Here is a 16,940-nt window from a genome sequence, read left to right on the forward strand (position 1 = left end):
TGTGTACAAATGTACACAAACTTGCTAGTGTTGTCGCTATTGTTGTACTTCTGGTGCTACCCCAATGACGTTGACCTCTCCCCGTAAGGCCCTGCAATTACGCATGTGGGCGCTGTTTATGTTCTTCTTTATTCCCGGGCTGCTGATGGCCTCCTGGGCCACGCGCACCCCGGCTATTCGCGATATTTTGTCCGTCTCTACCGCCGAGATGGGCATCGTACTGTTCGGCCTGTCGATAGGCTCCATGAGCGGCATTCTCTGCTCCGCGTGGCTGGTTAAACGCTTTGGCACGCGGGCGGTGATCCGCACCACCATGTGCTGCGCGGTGTTCGGGATGATGGTGCTGAGCGTGGCGCTGTGGTTTGCCTCGCCGGTCCTGTTTGCTCTGGGGCTGACGGTCTTTGGCGGCAGCTTCGGCGCGGCGGAAGTGGCGATTAACGTCGAAGGGGCATCTGTCGAGCGTGAGATGAACAAAACCGTGCTGCCGATGATGCATGGCTTTTACAGCCTCGGCACGCTGGCGGGTGCGGGCGTGGGGATGGCGCTGACGGCGTTTGGCGTGGCGGCCAACCTTCATATTTTACTGGCGGCGGTGGTGTGCATTATTCCGATCCTGACGGGCATCCGGGCGATCCCGGACGGCACCGGTAAGAACTCCGCTGGCGAACAGCACTCGGCCGAAAAAGGGCTGCCCTTCTACCGCGACTTCCAGCTGATGCTGATCGGCGTGGTGGTGCTGGCAATGGCGTTTGCGGAAGGCTCCGCCAACGACTGGCTACCGCTGCTGATGGTGGACGGTCACGGCTTCAGCCCGACCTCCGGCTCGCTGATTTACGCCGGGTTTACGCTGGGGATGACCGTCGGGCGCTTCACCGGCGGCTGGTTTATCGACCGCTACAGTCGCGTAGCGGTGGTGCGCGCCAGCGCCCTGCTCGGCGGGTTAGGCATCGCGATGATCATCTTTGTGGACGTGGACTGGATTGCAGGCGTTTCCGTGATCCTGTGGGGACTGGGGGCATCACTTGGCTTCCCGCTGACCATTTCCGCCGCCAGCGACACCGGCCCGGATGCGCCAACGCGCGTCAGCGTAGTGGCGACCACTGGTTACCTCGCCTTCCTGGTGGGACCGCCGCTGCTCGGTTTCCTCGGGGAGCACTACGGCCTGCGCAGCGCCATGCTGGTGGTATTAGGGTTAGTCATTATCGCGGCGCTGGTGGCGCGCGCGGTGGCAAAGCCGGAAACAGAACAGACGTCAATGGAGAAGGGATATGAGCGTTAAACTGATTGCAGTCGACATGGATGGCACCTTCCTGAACGATGCGAAGACGTACAACCGCACGCGGTTTCTGGCGCAGTACGCGCGCATGAAGGCGCAAGGCATTCGTTTTGTGGTCGCCAGCGGCAACCAATACTACCAGCTGATCTCCTTTTTCCCGGAGATCGCGCATGAAATTACGTTTGTTGCCGAAAACGGCGGCTGGGTCGTGAGCGAAGGTGAAGATGTCTTTAACGGTGAATTGTCGAAAGCTCATTTCGAGACTGTCGCGAACGTGTTAAATGACGTTCCGGGCATTGAGATTATCGCCTGCGGCAAAGGTAGCGCCTACACTCTCAAAGCCTATGACGATGCCTTCATCGATATGGCCTCAAAATATTATCACCGCCTCGAAAGGGTCAGTGATTTCGATAACCTGAACGATATTTTCTTCAAGTTTGGGCTTAACGTTTCCGATGATGAAATTCCGCGTATTCAGGCGCTGCTGCATGAAAGACTGGGCGATATTATGGTGCCCGTCACCACCGGTCACGGCAGTATCGACCTGATTATCCCCGGCGTGCACAAAGCTAACGGCTTGCGCATTTTGCAGGCGCGATGGGGCATAGAGAACAGCGACGTGGTGGCCTTTGGCGACAGCGGCAACGACGTAGAAATGTTGCGCCAGTCAGGGTTTAGCTTTGCGATGGCCAATGCCAAACCGCATATTAAGGCGGTCGCCCGGTTTGAAGCGCAGCATAATAACGATGAAGGCGTTTTAAACGTGATTGAGAAGGTGTTGAACGGGGAGGCACCGTTTAATTAATACCGTGCGGTCTGGTGCCCTCACCCTAACCCTCTCCCACGGGGAGAGGGAATAATAATTAGGGTTGCAGGGCGCTGCCGATGCGTTTGTCTTTCAGGAACACCACCATTAATCCCACCCACAGCACGCCGTTGGCAAGGTTGAACAGGCTGAACAGCCCGTTGCCGCCAAACGCGTAAGCGTGCTTGCTCACCTCAATTCCGACGGTAAAAATCAACATCTGCAGCATGCCCATCGCGGCGGACACCGTGCCTTTACTCATTTCGCTGGCAAACAGCGTCAGGCGCACCAGTCCGGCATTCGCCACGCCAATACCAAAGGCATAGACGCTCAGCCCTGCGGTCATCCACAGGTAGGCGTGGGAAGAGGCCACCGTAGCGACCGCGGCCATGACCAACCCTGCCGCAATCGGCCAGCCGCCCATAATAATCAGCGAGCGAACGGTGCGGCGCGACGTCAGACGTGCCAGCACGAGGTTACCGGCGATCAGCGCGCCAAAGATCGGCACCTGCAGCAAACCGTACTCGTAACTGCTGAGCTTCTCACCGCTGATGATAATGACCGGCGACTGCGCAATCCACGCCAGCAACGGCAGGCTGACAAAGCCCGTCGCCAGCGCACCCGCGACAAAGCGGCCATTTTTCAACACCTCTTTGTAGTCGCGTCCCAGCTCTTTCAGGGAGAGCTTTTCACCCAGACGCGTAGCCGTTTCCGGCATCGCACGGTGCAGACCAAAGAAGGAGATGGCAGCAAGGGCGGCGAAGAGTATGAACATCCCCTCCCACGGCGCAACGTGCACCCAGGCTGCGCCCACCAGCGGTCCCAGCAGCGGCGCAATCAGCGCCACGTTCGCCATCAGCGCGGTGATTTTGATACACACCGCCTCTTCAAACGACTCCTGAATAGCGGCATACCCCACGGCACCGATGAAGCACAGGCTCACCCCCTGCAGGAAACGCAGCAGGGTAAATTGTTCAATGTTTTGCGCCAGCAGCGTGGCAAGACAGGTGACGATAAACCACACCACGCCGGTCAGCATCACCGGACGACGACCAATACGGTCCGACAGCGGCCCTAACAGCCACTGTAAAAACATGCCGCCCGCCAGATAGGCGGTCATGGAGGTCGGCACCCACTCGATACCCGCGTTGTACTGTTCTACCACGGCCAGCATACCGGGCTGGATCATATCGTTGCCGATATAGGTAGAGAATTCGTAGAGCACCAGACACAGAGGGAAAAGTAACGCCTGACGCCCCAGACGATTACCAGAAGAAGAACGGTTTAACATGCAATCTCTTTATGATGAAAAAATCGCGATGAGTGTAATGAATTGCCGCAGCCCGAGATAGCAAATTATCGATAGTAAACAGAAATAAAGCACTTATCGTCGTCGTTTAAGGTTTCCTTAAGTTGACAGTTTTATGATAGCCCTATTTACACGTCACTGACCCTAATTATGGCCTACACCTTCAGCCCTTCAGAATTGTCTAACTTGCCGACAAATAAGACAAAAGACCTTTACCGTTTACCCCTGCGCTTTTATGGTTATCAGCTTTTCGTGCTGATTGTCCTCGCCGTCCTGTTTACCTGGCTTTCACGCGACGAAACGCTCGACAGATGGATCACCGGTTTCTGGTATGACGCAGCGACGCGCCATTTTCCGTTGCAGCAAAACCCGATGCTGGACCTGCTCAACCATCGGCTGGCGAAGTATGTCTCTATCGCCCTGGCCGCGGTTGCGCTGATTTACGGTGTCGTCAAGCGCAATGCCCGACTGGTCACGGCCGCGCTTCTGATGGGACTGGGTGCGCTGGTTGTCGGCGTGCTGAAAAGCATTAGCCACCATAGCTGTCCGTGGGATCTGGTGGAGTATGGCGGAAAGGCGGTTTCTTACCCCCTGTTTAGCACGGTACCGGCAGACAGCGGACCGGGCCGTTGCTTCCCGGGCGGCCACTCGTCAAGCGGCTTTATGGTGATGGGGCTGTTTTTTGCCTTCTGGCGCGAACGTCCACGTCTGGCCTGGAGTTTCGTCGTGCTGGGTGCGGTATTGGGTCTGGTGATGGGCTACGGTCAGGTCATGCGCGGGGCGCATTTTTTCTCTCACAACCTGTGGGCTGGGTGGTGGGTCTGGTTTTCCCAGGTGGTGGTCTATGGCCTTGTTTCCGCCTGGTTTGCGAAAGAGTGACGACATTATGTTAGAGAATCTGAACTACGGACTGTTTTATTTCATCAACGCCACGCCAGCCTCGCCGGAATGGATGATTGATTTCGCCACCTTTGTTGCCAGAGATTTGATCTCGATTGTGCCTGTACTGGCCGTTGTTCTCTGGCTGTGGGGCCCGCGTAAAGAGGTCACTGCACAGCGCCAGCTGGTGATCAAAGTGGCGATGGCCATCGGTGTCAGCGTAGTGACCAGCTATCTGCTGGGACATGCCTTCCCCCACGACCGTCCGTTCGTCGATCACGTTGGGTATAATTTCCTGCACCATGCGCCTGACGACTCCTTCCCAAGCGATCATGGCACCGTGATTTTCACCTTCGCTCTGGCATTCCTGTTCTGGCATCGCCTGTGGTCTGGCGCAGTGCTGATGGGTATCGCGCTGGCCATCGCCTGGTCCCGCGTTTATCTTGGCGTTCACTGGCCGCTGGATATGGTGGGCGGTTTCCTGGTGGGGCTGATCGGCTGCGTGAGCGCGGCGATCCTGTGGAGCCTCTTTGGCCCGGCGCTTTACCGCGGGCTGTCTCAGCTGTATCGCGTGCTGTTTGCCCTCCCGATCCGCAAAGGCTGGATACGTGACTAATCCCGTTCCGACAGGTTACACTTGAGCCCCCGCCCTGCGGGGGTTCACTTTTTCATCCTGAGGATCTATGGAAACACGCCGCGATGACCGCATTGCTCAGCTGCTCCAGGCGCTGAAGCGCAGTGATAAACTGCACCTCAAGGAAGCCGCCACGCTGCTCGGCGTCTCTGAGATGACCATTCGTCGGGATCTTAACAGCGACAGCGCCCCCGTTGTGCTGCTGGGCGGATACATCGTCCTCGAGCCGCGTAGCGCCAGCCACTATCTGATCAGCGATCAAAAAACGCGTCTGGTGGAAGAGAAGCGCAAGGCGGCACGGCTCGCGGCCTCCCTGGTGCAGCCGCATCAAACCCTGTTTTTTGACTGCGGGACCACCACGCCGTGGATCATCGAAGCCATTGACAGCAGCCTCCCGTTTACCGCCGTCTGTTACTCATTGAACACCTTTCTGGCGCTGCAGGAGAAACCCGAATGCCGGGTGATCCTCTGCGGCGGTGAGTTCCACGCCAGTAATGCCATCTTTAAGCCGCTGAACCTGCAGGACACGTTGAGTAACTTATGCCCGGATATCGCGTTTTATTCTGCGGCGGGTGTGAACGTGCGTCAGGGCGCGACCTGCTTTAACCTGGAAGAGTTACCCGTGAAGCACTGGGCGTTAAATGCCGCGCAGTATCATGTGCTGGTGGTGGACCACAGCAAGTTTGGCAAGGTGCGTCCGGCAAGAATGGGCGAGCTGGCGCAGTTTGATGCCATCGTCAGCGATTGCCGCCCGGACGACGAGATTGTGGCCCATGCGAAGGCGCAGCAGGTGAAGTTGATGTATTGAGGTTATGCCGGGTGGCGGCTTTGCCTTACCCAGCCTACAACGGCTCGAACGTAGGCCGGGTAAGCGCAGCGCCACCCGGCAAAAAACTTAGTTGAACCAGCTGCCAAACCACCCGTGGAATTTCATCAGTACGAAATCCCACATCCGGCTGAAGAATCCGCCCTCTTCTACCGCTTCCATCACAATCAGCGGACGCTGTTCAATCGACTTGCCGTTAAGCTGGAAATCAATCGTCCCGACGACCTGGCCTTTTTTCAGTGGAGCCGTGAGCTGCGGGTCGGTCAGGGTGAAGCTGGCTTTCAGGTTTTTCAGCTGACCGCGCGGAATGGTCACTGAACCGGCCTCACCTGCGCCCAGATTCACCTCGCTCTTATCGCCAAACCAGACGCGCTGGCTAACGAACGTGGCATCCGGCTTAATCGGCGTCACGGTTTCAAAGAAGCGGAAGCCCCAGGTCAGCAGTTTTTCTGATTCATTAAAGCGAATTCGATCGGTTTTGGTGCCCAGCACCACCGAAATCAGGCGCATATCGCCCTGGGTAGCGGACGCGACCAGGTTATAACCCGCGCCCGCCGTGGTGCCGGTCTTCATCCCGTCCACGTTGACGTTGCTGCTCCACAACAGACGGTTGCGGTTCTGCTGACGGATCTTATTGAAGGTAAACTCTTTCTCTTTGTGGATCGCGTATTCGTCCGGTACGTCGTGGATCAGCGCTTTCCCCAGCAGCGCCATGTCACGCGCGGTACTGAACTGCCCCGGCGCATCGAGACCGTGGACCGTTTTAAAGGTGGTGTTGGTCAGGCCCAGTTTTTGCGCATAGCCATTCATCAAACCAATGAACGAATCCTGGCTGCCCGCGACGTAATCGGCCAGCGCGATACACGCATCATTTCCCGATTGAATGATCACACCTTTATTCAGATCGGAAACGGAGACCTGATCCCCGGGCTTCAGGAACATCACCGACGAGCCCCTCAGCGCCGGGTTACCGGTCGCCCAGGCGTCTTTCCCGACGGTGACCATATCATCAAGCTTAATTTTGCCTGCTTTCAGCGCCTGACCCACCACGTAGCTGGTCATGATTTTGGTCAGGCTTGCCGGGTCGAGTTTCTCGTCGGCATTCCCTTCCGCCAGCACTTTACCGCTGGCGTAGTCCATTAAGATCCAGGCGCGGGCATCCACCGGTGGTGCTTCGGGCGCCGCCTGTTCCGCCGCGTAGAGCCTTGGGGCAAAAAGGAAGAGGAGCGCAGAGCCTGCCGCCAGGCTGCGCAGAGAAGTCAGTTTTCGCGTCATAAATGCCACCCGAGTGTCCATTCAAAAAATTACGTCACATCACCGTGTCGCAAGAAGCGATGAGTAATAGCGCACTAAAACGGTTAAAGAAACCCAACCAGGGTAAAGTTATTAAAGTTTATGCAATAACATTCATTTACGCTTTGATTCAGGCGATTTTTTTGTCTTCTGTTGCGTAATTGTTAGGTTTATCTCACCATGGCGAAAAGCTGACTCGGATTCACATCTCATCGGGAGTAAATATGATTACGCTGTGGGGCAGGAACAACTCAACCAACGTGAAGAAAGTGCTCTGGACGCTGGAGGAACTGGATTTACCGTTTAATCAAATCATGGCCGGCATGTCGTTCGGCGTGAATAAAGAGGCCGACTACCTGGCGATGAACCCGAACGGGCTGGTGCCGCTGCTGCGCGACGATGAGACCGATGCCACGCTGTGGGAGTCCAACACCATTGTCCGTTACCTTGCCGCGCAGTACGGTCAGGGCCGTCTGTGGGTAGAGAGCCCGGCCCAGCGTGCTCAGGGTGAAAAGTGGATGGACTGGGCAAACCAGACGCTCTCTCCCACTCACCGCGTGATCCTGATGGGGCTTATCCGCACGCCGGAAGCCGAACGTGACTATCCCGCCATTCATGCAGCCCAGGACACCTGTGAGACCCTGTTTGCGATGATGGACGACGAGCTGGCGAAGCACAAATGGTTCTCAGGCGATGCGTTCGGCGTGGGCGATATTGCGGTTGCACCATTCGTCTGGAATCTGACCAATATGGGTCTGAAATGGACGCCGCGCCCTCACCTCGACCGCTGGCTTCAGCAGCTCAGCGAGCGCCCGGCGTACCGTAACGCGGTGATGATCCCGGTTACCTGATTACGTGCCGGACGGGCTGACTTTCAACAGCTGCCCGTCCGTCTCGTCGGTCAGGACATATAAATAGCCGTCCGGACCAACCCGCACATCGCGAATACGCCGATCTTTATCACCCAGAATACGCCCGTCTTCCGTCACCTTATTGCCGTCTACGCTCAGCACGATGACGTCTTTCTCCTTCAGCGCGCCGACAAACAGTTTGTTTTTCCACTGCGGGAAGACGTCGCTGTTGTAAAACGCCATGCCGCTCACCGCCGGGGAAACCTTCCAGACAAACAGTGGTTTTTCCGTTCCCTCCGCGTGCTCACCTTTGGCTTCCGGAATTTTCAGGCCGCTATAGTTAATGCCGTGGGTCGCCAGCGGCCAGCCGTAATTCTTCCCTTTTTCCGGGATGTTGATTTCATCCCCGCCGCGCGGGCCGTGCTCGTTAAGCCATAGCGTGTCGCTCCACGGGTTCATCGCCATCCCCTGCGGGTTACGAATGCCGTAGGACCAGATTTCAGGCCGCGCGCCGGCGGTGTTTACAAACGGGTTATCCGGCGGCACCTTCCCGTCCTCCGTCAGGCGCACCACTTTGCCCTGAAGCTTGTCCAGATCTTGCGCCGTTGAACGCTCATTGTTCTCCCCTAAAGCAATAAACAGGTACCCTTTGCCGTCGAACACCAGCCGACCGCCAAAATGGTTCCCGGTGGAGAGTTTCGGCATCTGGCGGAACACCACCTCGAAGGCTTCAATGCGCGACAGATCGTCGCTCAGCCGACCGTAGCCCACCGCCGTGCCCGCTTTCCCGTCATTTCCCACTTCGGCATAGCTCAGCCAGATGCGTCGCGATTGTTCAAAATCAGGTGCCAGCACCACGTCCAGCAAACCGCCCTGGCCGTTTGCCCACACCCTGGGCACGCCGACAATCGGGTCAGACAACCCTTTTCCGGCCTGCCAGTGTTTCAGCTGGCCGCCTCTGAGCGTGATGAGCACGCCTTTATTGTCAGGCAAAAAGGCCAGTGACCAGGGGTGATCGAGTCGGTTCTGCAACACCTCGACCTTTACCGCGTCAGGGTCAGCGAGGAGAGAAAAAGGGAAAAATAACGCAGGCAGTAAAATCAGCGAGGATCGATGCATAACGCGCTCCTTTATCGGCATATGGCATAAAGATTAGCCACAACGTTCGGGCGCGTTACCACTTTTACAAAAGCTTAATCAGAAGGGGGAGTCGCCTCCCCCGGGCTCAGTGCTGGGCAAGCTTCGCGTGCTCGTTCAGACACATGATGCAAAGAGAGAGCGTTGTCAGGCAGTTTTCAAGCTTCTCCGCGTTAACAGCGATAAAATTCGGGCAGTCGTGGCGTCCGTTCATCAAACATACCCCTGCAATGGAGAGCACCTCAGCGGCACGACGCAGCGCCATCAGCTCGCTTTCGTCGTATTCCGCTTTCAGGGTCGGTGCTTTTTCACGCATGAAATTGCAAAGTTCAAACAGGTTATCACGCAGATGTTCGCTTTCGCTGACTGACATATAGCCTTTTGCCTTCCTGAGCTGCAGATACGCGGCCAGGTCGATTCGGGCGTTGATCAGCTTGTTAAGCAGATCGCGTTTCAGTCTGTCAACGGACATGCTATTTCCTCCTCTGTCAGTCATGTTGCACATTCAGAATAAGGTCATTTTTTGTACAATTTAATGCCTGAGATCAATAATTCTTAACTGATTAACATTCTTTACAATGTTACAACCTTTCCTCACCGCATCCGCCATGCAAAGAATGTATAAATCCCCCGCGATACGCTGTAAAATCCCGCCCTGATAACTCCATAATTGATGAATTTTTAACCTATGAGCAATGTTACGCACCAGCCGAAAATCGGCTTCGTCTCCCTCGGCTGCCCAAAAGTCTAAAATAATACATTGCTGCCTTTTTTCTAATCCCCAGTATGACTGGCTTAGGCGAAAAAAAGCCGGAATAAAAACCCGGCGCTTGAATCAATTTTTAATGCTGTCTCCCGCAAATTTTCACGAAAGCCGGGTTTACCGTTAGCTTTACGCCAAGCTTTAACCTCTTTAACCACCCCTTAAGGGCTATCTTCACGGTCATCTCGGGGGTAGTAGATAAGGTCAGACCCGTCAGGGTGCTCGGTCAGGCGCTTAAACTCCAGTATGTTTTTATATCTTCACTTTCTGAAGTGTCCGCAACGTTGAAGAGTTTACGGACGAACTACAGGAACTCGTTTTCTGTGTAGTCACTGAATGACCGCTTCAAGATGTTTCCCCGCCAGCGATTTGCACGATAACGTCTTCCGAATAGAATTTTTCGCCGAGTAAATTTTCTAAATCCAGTGCCTGTTTTTGGCTAACATTGAACCCTGCGATGCCTTTGACAAATGCATCTTCGTCATCCGGCCCCCACCCCATGACAGCAGCAACTCCTTTCAGTTTGCTCTTAGGGATCTCAACCTCTAAAACCAATTCTTCGCTTTGTTTATCAAAAACTTCCACAGAATAGATTACCATCACTTTTCTACCTTTCTGGTTGGATCTGCTGGCTTGGTTTGCTCACCTGTTATGTGATTGAACTCGCCTAAATGGTTACGGCCCGAACGGTCATAAACTTCGACTGTGCCATGTTGAGAGTCCCATTCATAAATTTTACCTTTGGCATCTTTCCATCTTGCCCGAAGTTGTCCGCCACCTTGAATAGCTGTCTTACGTGGTGCTCTTTTCGCATCAGGGAATGCTGGTAATGGTGGGGCCCCTTTTGGTGCTGTGTGGTATTTGTGATCCGCATTCAGATAGACGTAAATCGGATCAAAGGTCCCTGCTGGATGCACCAGAATATAATCCCGGAATGAACGTTCTCCCGGTGCTGGGGTAACTGTTGACCACGGGCTGTTGATTTCACTTTCCGGGTAAACCAGTGCATTCGGAGGAATATAGACATTGTTCTGGTTGCCAGTGTTAGTCGGGGAAGAATATCCCGGTTCGTCAGGAGTCCAAACGATTGTCGGCTTATCTGCGCCATCCTCCCAGAACTCATAGTTCCTGGTGGTGGTGTTCTTCTGAAGCATGCGCACAGGCACTTTATCCTGTCCGCCTCTGGCGCTGACGTGGAAGCCTTTCGGCCTCATAATGCCGAACTGGTCAGCCTCCCAGCGAAAGCGAACACGGGTCGGAACATCTTCTTTATTCCGTGCGGCCTGCTCAAGGCGCATTTTATCAATGTAGTCCTGTTCGCCACTGTTGAGCTTTGGCGAGTAGAACATGCCAAACAGAAAAACGGTTGGAGGACTCGGGGCTATCCAGCGACCAGCCGTCGAAAGATTTCCTCCGATTTTCTGCACTGCTGCGTATCCGGCCTCAATTGCTGCATCAGTGGCGATCCCTGCTGTAGTCGCGGCCCTTGCTGTTGCCATCCCTGCGGTCGCAGACGCTTTGGGGGCATCCGAGGAACTGAAAAGGCGCTTATACCACGGGCGGTTATCTTCTGGTGGTGGAGTCGGTTCGGCTGGTTTGAGTTTCTTTGCAGCCTGCGCGTGTTGGACGGGTTCCGATTCTGTTTGTTCCGGTTGAGGAAGTGCTCGGTAGTAGCCAACATGACCGAAATTATCAACAGATTCCTGATCAGCTCCTTCGTCAGTGCAGCCTTCACCTCGCAAACATGATTTTGCAAAAACGGGTAGAGCACTAAGGGCAGCAACGGCAACAGCTTTGTTTACTGGAGGTTCTGACATACCGAACGGATCGCTGATCTCCACAGTGCCAGGGGCTATCAAGAAGTTCGATCCACTTGGACAGTCACAATGGATGATTGAACCATCAACGGCGACCGCTTCGCCGTTCGTTTGTCGGTGATCTCCACTAACAATGACTCCGATTTTCCCACATTTCGGGCAAGGTGTGGTCTTATCGCCGAAATAGAATTTCCACTTTCCCATGACAGACATACCAGGGCGTGCGGCTATGCATCGTGAGCCTGTAGAGGTTTTATCCCCGTCTAGCCCAACATTTTTACCGTGAACAATACAGCCTCTGTTTACAGATGCCATAGTGACCGCCTAAGTTCAGAAAATTCTCTTTTGTACTGTTGCATAAGTCCCTCTACTTGTTATAAAAATAATCCACCAGGCCATTTTACAAGCAATACCCATACATTAAATAGGCGTTAGTTCTAATCAAAACATCGTTTCTTAATCAGAAGAATCGGTTGGCACCGAAAACCTGCCGTGAGCACAATTCTTCAGTACAAATTCCCCCCCAAACTCTGTAGAATCCCTGCCCTGACCATTCCAAAAACCGAACAATTTTTAACCTATGAGCAATGTTACGCACCAGCCGAAAATCGGCTTCGTCTCCCTCGGCTGCCCGAAAAACCTGGTGGATTCCGAACGCATCCTGACCGAACTTCGTACCGAAGGCTATGACGTGGTGCCAAGCTACGACAATGCCGACATGGTGATCGTCAACACCTGCGGGTTTATCGACAGCGCGGTTCAGGAGTCACTGGAAGCCATCGGTGAAGCCCTGACCGAAAACGGCAAAGTCATTGTCACCGGCTGCCTGGGCGCGAAAGTGGATCAGATCCGCGAAGTGCATCCGAAGGTGCTGGAGATCACCGGCCCGCACAGCTACGAGCAGGTGCTGGAACATGTTCATCACTACGTGCCAAAACCCAAGCACAACCCGTTCCTGAGCCTGGTGCCGGAACAAGGCGTGAAGCTGACGCCGCGCCACTACGCGTACCTGAAAATTTCCGAAGGCTGCAACCATCGCTGCACCTTCTGCATCATCCCGTCCATGCGTGGCGATCTGGTGAGCCGTCCAATCGGTGAAGTGCTGGCAGAAGCCAAACGTCTGGCCGACGCGGGCGTGAAGGAGCTGCTGGTCATCTCCCAGGACACCTCAGCCTACGGCGTGGACGTGAAACACCGCTCCGGTTTCCACAACGGTGAGCCGGTGAAAACCAGTATGGTCGGCCTGTGCGAGCAGCTTGCGAAGCTCGGTATCTGGACGCGTCTGCACTACGTCTACCCGTACCCGCACGTTGACGATGTGATCCCGCTGATGGCGGAAGGCAAAATTCTGCCGTACCTGGATATCCCGCTGCAGCACGCCAGCCCGCGTATTCTGAAGCTGATGAAGCGTCCTGGCTCCGTTGACCGCCAGCTGGCGCGCATCAAGCAGTGGCGTGAAATCTGTCCGGATCTGACCCTGCGCTCCACCTTCATCGTCGGCTTCCCGGGTGAAACCGAAGAAGATTTCCAGATGCTGCTCGACTTCCTGAAAGAAGCCCGTCTGGACCGCGTAGGCTGCTTCAAGTACAGCCCGGTAGAGGGCGCAACCGCCAACGAGCTGGCGGACCAGGTGCCGGAAGAGGTGAAAGAGGAGCGCTGGAACCGCTTCATGCAGCTGCAGCAGCAGATCTCTGCTGAGCGTCTGCAGGAAAAAGTGGGCCGCGAAATTCTGGTGATTATCGACGAAGTGGACGAAGAGGGCGCGATTGGCCGCAGCATGGCGGACGCCCCGGAAATCGACGGCGCGGTGTACCTGAACGGCGAAACCAGCGTTAAGCCGGGTGATATTATTCGCGTGAAGGTTGAAAACGCGGACGAGTATGACCTGTGGGGTAGCCGGGTTTAAACACCCCGCTTCCCTTTTGTAGGCCGGGTAAGGCGTAGCCGCCACCCGGCACATTCCACTGCCCTACCCCTTAATCCTCGGATCCAGCGCGTCGCGCAGCCCGTCCCCCAGCAGGTTAAACGCCAGCACGGTCAGGAAAATCGCCAGACTTGGGAAGATCGCCACGTGCGGTGCAATCACCATATCTGCTCTCGCCTCGTTCAGCATCGCGCCCCACTCCGGCGTGGGAGGCTGCGCCCCTAACCCCAGAAACGACAGGCTGGCCGCCGAGATAATCGACACGCCGATACGCATGGTGAAATAGACCACGATGGACGACACCGTACCCGGCAGAATATGGCTGAACAGGATGGTGGCATCGCTGGCCCCCATACTGCGCGCCGACTCGATAAAGGTCTGCTGTTTCAGCACCAGCGTGTTGCCGCGCACCAGGCGGGCGAAAGCCGGTATCGAAAAGACCGCGACCGCAATGATGACGTTCGCCATGCCGCTGCCCATGATCGCCACTACGGCAATCGCCAGCAGAATGCCGGGGAAGGCAAACAGCACGTCGCAGATGCGCATGATGATGCGGTCCCACCAGCCTTCGTAATACCCGGCGACGAGACCCAAAACCGTGCCTATCGCCGCGCCGATCAGCACCGCAAAGACCCCGGCGGCCAGCGAGATCTGCGCCCCCACCAGCACGCGGCTGAAGATATCCCGCCCGAGCGAATCCACGCCGAACCAGTGCATCATCGACGGCCCGTCGTTCAGACGGTCATAGTCAAAATAATTTTCCGCATCAAACGGCGCGACCCATGGCGCAACGATCGCCACCACAATCAGCAGCAAAACAAACAGCCCCGCCGTCATCGCGACAGGCTGACGGCGAAAACGCCGCCAGAATTCAGACCACGGAGTGCGGATGTGCTCCGGCTTTAGCCCCGGCATAGCATTTAATACGGCCTGACGACGCCAGTTCAACAATCGCATCTTACTTGTACCTGATGGCCGGGTTAATGGCGGCGTAAAGCACGTCCACCACTAAGTTGATAAGAATAAACTCCAGCGAGAACAGCAGGACTTCCGCCTGAATCACCGGATAATCGCGCATGTCGACCGAATCGACCAGCAGACGCCCCAGCCCCGGCCAGTTGAAGACCTTCTCCACCACAATAGAGCCGCCCAGCAGGAAGCCAAACTGCAGCCCCATCATCGTGACTACCGGGATCATCGCGTTGCGAAAACCGTGCTTGAGGATGACCCACTTCTCGCTGACCCCTTTCGCCCGCGCGGTGCGGATGTAGTCTTCACTCAGCACGTCGACAAACGAGGCGCGGGTAAAGCGCGCCATCACAGCCGCCACGGCTGCGCCAAGGGTCATCGATGGGAGAATGTAGTGCTTCCAGGTATCCGCGCCCACGGTCGGCAGCCAGCCCAGTTCCACGGAGAAGATCTGCATCAGCAGCATCCCGAGGGCGAATGCCGGGAAGGAGATGCCGGTCACGGCCAGCGCCATACCCAGTTTATCCGGCCAGCGGTTGCGCCAGACGGCGGCGACAATTCCCGCACCGAGACCAAACACCACCGCCCAGCCCATGCTGGCAAGGGTTAACCAAAAGGTCGGCATAAAGCGGCTGGCAATCTCTTCCGACACCGGGCGACGCGACACCATCGAGGTGCCAAAATCGCCCTGCAGCACGTTGCCCATATAGTGCAGGAACTGCATATACAACGGCCTGTCGAGACCCAGCTGCTTGCGCACCAGTTCAATAACGGTCGCATCCGCCTCAGGCCCGGCAATCAGCCGCGCCGGATCCCCCGGCAGCATATGGACAAACAGAAACACCAGCACCGCCACAATCAGCAGCGTCGGGATAAGCCCCAGCAGGCGTTTACAAACATAATTCAGCATGAGGTTTATTTTAAATCCGCGTCGTCAAAGCTAAAGCCCGTATCCGGCATGATATAGAACCCGGTCAGCGCTTTGTTATGGGCGGAGACCAGTTTTTCCACCACCAGCGGCACCCACGGCGACTCTTTCCAGATGATATCCTGAGCATCTTTATACAGCCGCGCTTTCTCCTCAGGCTTAGTGGTTTTCAGCGCGTCAGAGAGGTCTTTATCCACCTGCGGGTTGCTGTAGAACGCGGTATTGAACAGCGTTGGCGGCCAGTTCTGTGAGGCAAACAGCGGTGACAGCGCCCAGTCGGCTTCACCGGTGGAGGCGGTCCAGCCGGTGTAGAACATCCTCACGCCGCTCTCTTTCTGCCCTTTGCCCTCCACTTCTGCCGCACGCTGTCCGGCATCCATCGCGGTCACCTGCGCCTTGATGCCGACCTGCGCCAGCTGCTGCTGGGTAAACTGCAGCACCTTCTGGGCGGTACTGTGGTTATGCGACGACCACAGCGTGGTGCTGAAGCCGTTCGGGAAGCCCGCCTCTTTCAGCAGCTCGCGCGCTTTGGCCGGATCGTAAGGCCACGGCTGGTAGCTTTGCGCATAGGCGATAGCTGGCGGCACCACGCCGGTCGCCGGGGTGGCATAGCCCGCAAAGGCCACTTTCACCAGCGCCTGGCGGTTAATGGCGTAGTTGATGGCTTCACGCACCTTCGGGTTATCGAACGGTTTTTGCGTGACGTTCATGCTGATGTAGCGCTGCATGATTGACGGGCTGGCAACCAGCTCCAGCTTGCTGTTTTTCGCCAGCAGCGCTGCCTGCTCGTACGGGATCGGGAAGGCAAACTGCGCTTCACCGGTTTGCAGCATCGCCGCGCGGGTGTTGTTATCCACCACCGGGCGCCAGGTAATGGTGTCGAGCTTCGGCAAGCCCTGCTGCCAGTATCCGGCGAATTTCTTCACCTTCACAAAATCGGTTTGATTCCAGGTAAGCAGCTCGTACGGGCCGGTGCCTACCGGGTGGAAGCCGATCTCTTTGCCGTATTTCTTCAGCGCGGCAGGGGAAATCATCGCCGTTGCCGGATGCGCCAGAATATTGATAAACGCGGAGAACGGCTCTTTGAGGGTGATCTTCACGGTTGCCGGGTCGACCGCCTCGGTACTGGCGATATTTTTATACAGGTTATAGCGCTTCAGGCTATTTTCCGGGTTGCTGGCGCGGTCGAGGTTGACCTTTACCGCTTCAGCATTGAAATCCGTGCCGTCCTGGAACTTCACGCCGGAACGCAACTTGATGGTATACACCAGCCCGTCGTCCGAAACGGTATAGCTCTCCGCCAGCACGTTTTTGAGCTTCATCTCTTTATCCAGGCCAAACAGCCCCTGGTAGAACGATTTCGCCACCGCCTGCGACAGCGTGTCGTTAGCATCATACGGATCGAGCGTCGTAAAATTAGAGCCGACCGCCACGACCACGTCTTTGGCAGCGAACGCGGGGGCGACGGCCAGCGCCGCCGTCACGCTCGCGGCTAACAGCCATGTACGAGCAACAAATTTAACCATTGT

Annotated in this window: 16 protein-coding genes and 1 pseudogene; 7 read left to right on the plus strand and 10 right to left on the minus strand. The window is 56.1% G+C overall.

Features of this window, described 5'->3' with window-relative positions:
* Positions 1-64 precede the first annotated feature (64 nt).
* Together AC2T6E_RS06100 and AC2T6E_RS06105 are read left to right on the plus strand one after the other, a co-directional pair.
* Entirely contained in the window at positions 65-1,279 is a 1,215-nt protein-coding gene (locus tag AC2T6E_RS06100; RefSeq protein ID WP_486690902.1) for an MFS transporter, read from the plus strand.
* Entirely contained in the window at positions 1,269-2,081 is an 813-nt protein-coding gene (locus tag AC2T6E_RS06105) for a Cof-type HAD-IIB family hydrolase (RefSeq protein ID WP_486690904.1), read from the plus strand. The genes AC2T6E_RS06100 and AC2T6E_RS06105 overlap by 11 nt, the downstream gene beginning before the upstream one ends.
* A 58-nt stretch (positions 2,082-2,139) precedes the next feature.
* Here the strand turns inward: AC2T6E_RS06105 and AC2T6E_RS06110 are convergent, their stop codons facing one another.
* On the minus strand, positions 2,140-3,372 hold the full coding sequence (locus AC2T6E_RS06110; RefSeq protein WP_010429024.1) for an MFS transporter: 1,233 nt from the start codon (positions 3,370-3,372) through the stop codon (positions 2,140-2,142).
* A 168-nt stretch (positions 3,373-3,540) separates the two neighbouring features.
* Here AC2T6E_RS06110 and AC2T6E_RS06115 point away from each other — a divergent pair, with 168 nt between their 5' ends.
* From AC2T6E_RS06115 to deoR, 3 genes are all read left to right on the plus strand, one after another.
* Positions 3,541-4,269, plus strand: coding sequence for a phosphatase PAP2 family protein (locus tag AC2T6E_RS06115; RefSeq protein WP_253179183.1), 729 nt, complete (start codon positions 3,541-3,543; stop codon positions 4,267-4,269).
* Between the two features lie 7 nt (positions 4,270-4,276).
* Positions 4,277-4,885 carry an undecaprenyl-diphosphate phosphatase gene (ybjG, locus tag AC2T6E_RS06120; RefSeq protein WP_010429020.1) on the plus strand — a complete coding sequence of 203 codons (609 nt, stop codon included), beginning with the start codon at positions 4,277-4,279 and terminating at the stop codon, positions 4,883-4,885.
* 67 nt (positions 4,886-4,952) lie between these two features.
* Positions 4,953-5,711: a DNA-binding transcriptional repressor DeoR gene (gene deoR, locus AC2T6E_RS06125; protein ID WP_010429018.1), complete on the plus strand. Its 759-nt coding sequence runs from the start codon at positions 4,953-4,955 to the stop codon at positions 5,709-5,711.
* 87 nt (positions 5,712-5,798) lie between these two features.
* Here the strand turns inward: deoR and dacC are convergent, their stop codons facing one another.
* Positions 5,799-7,004: a serine-type D-Ala-D-Ala carboxypeptidase gene (dacC, locus tag AC2T6E_RS06130; protein WP_486690908.1), complete on the minus strand. Its 1,206-nt coding sequence runs from the start codon at positions 7,002-7,004 to the stop codon at positions 5,799-5,801.
* A gap of 242 nt (positions 7,005-7,246) precedes the next feature.
* Between dacC and AC2T6E_RS06135 the strand changes: the two genes are divergently transcribed.
* Positions 7,247-7,873, plus strand: a complete 627-nt coding sequence (locus tag AC2T6E_RS06135) for a glutathione S-transferase family protein (RefSeq protein WP_100165216.1) — start codon at positions 7,247-7,249, stop codon at positions 7,871-7,873.
* Here AC2T6E_RS06135 and AC2T6E_RS06140 read toward each other — a convergent pair whose 3' ends face one another.
* From AC2T6E_RS06140 to AC2T6E_RS06160, 5 genes and pseudogenes are all read right to left on the minus strand, one after another.
* A complete protein-coding gene (locus AC2T6E_RS06140) occupies positions 7,874-8,992 on the minus strand; it encodes a PQQ-dependent sugar dehydrogenase (protein ID WP_486690910.1) in 1,119 nt (372 codons plus the stop codon).
* A 106-nt stretch (positions 8,993-9,098) separates the two neighbouring features.
* Positions 9,099-9,482 carry a biofilm formation regulator BssR gene (bssR, locus tag AC2T6E_RS06145; RefSeq protein WP_108415945.1) on the minus strand — a complete coding sequence of 128 codons (384 nt, stop codon included), beginning with the start codon at positions 9,480-9,482 and terminating at the stop codon, positions 9,099-9,101.
* A gap of 392 nt (positions 9,483-9,874) precedes the next feature.
* Positions 9,875-10,125: pseudogene (locus tag AC2T6E_RS06150) on the minus strand (bacteriocin immunity protein); the annotation flags it as partial.
* Positions 10,119-10,373, minus strand: a complete 255-nt coding sequence (locus AC2T6E_RS06155) for a DUF7683 domain-containing protein (RefSeq protein ID WP_431642591.1) — start codon at positions 10,371-10,373, stop codon at positions 10,119-10,121. The gene AC2T6E_RS06155 and the pseudogene AC2T6E_RS06150, both read right to left, overlap by 7 nt.
* Positions 10,373-11,905: an S-type pyocin domain-containing protein gene (locus AC2T6E_RS06160; RefSeq protein ID WP_460212650.1), complete on the minus strand. Its 1,533-nt coding sequence runs from the start codon at positions 11,903-11,905 to the stop codon at positions 10,373-10,375. The genes AC2T6E_RS06155 and AC2T6E_RS06160 overlap by 1 nt, the downstream gene beginning before the upstream one ends.
* A 265-nt stretch (positions 11,906-12,170) precedes the next feature.
* On the opposite strand from AC2T6E_RS06160, the gene rimO reads away from it, so the two are divergent.
* Positions 12,171-13,496, plus strand: a complete 1,326-nt coding sequence (gene rimO / locus AC2T6E_RS06165; RefSeq protein ID WP_126543519.1) for a 30S ribosomal protein S12 methylthiotransferase RimO — start codon at positions 12,171-12,173, stop codon at positions 13,494-13,496.
* A gap of 63 nt (positions 13,497-13,559) precedes the next feature.
* Here the strand turns inward: rimO and gsiD are convergent, their stop codons facing one another.
* From gsiD to gsiB, 3 genes are read right to left on the minus strand one after another with little or no spacing between them, the layout of a single operon-like run.
* The gene (gsiD, locus tag AC2T6E_RS06170; RefSeq protein ID WP_010429000.1) at positions 13,560-14,471 is read right to left on the minus strand and encodes a glutathione ABC transporter permease GsiD; all 912 of its coding nucleotides are present in this window, start codon (positions 14,469-14,471) and stop codon (positions 13,560-13,562) included.
* A gap of 1 nt (position 14,472) precedes the next feature.
* Positions 14,473-15,393, minus strand: a complete 921-nt coding sequence (gsiC, locus tag AC2T6E_RS06175; RefSeq protein WP_120158414.1) for a glutathione ABC transporter permease GsiC — start codon at positions 15,391-15,393, stop codon at positions 14,473-14,475.
* A 5-nt stretch (positions 15,394-15,398) separates the two neighbouring features.
* Entirely contained in the window at positions 15,399-16,937 is a 1,539-nt protein-coding gene (gsiB, locus tag AC2T6E_RS06180) for a glutathione ABC transporter substrate-binding protein GsiB (protein ID WP_089598982.1), read from the minus strand.
* Positions 16,938-16,940: the final 3 nt, after the last annotated feature.

This window comes from Enterobacter sp. B79-1, from assembly GCF_057444735.1.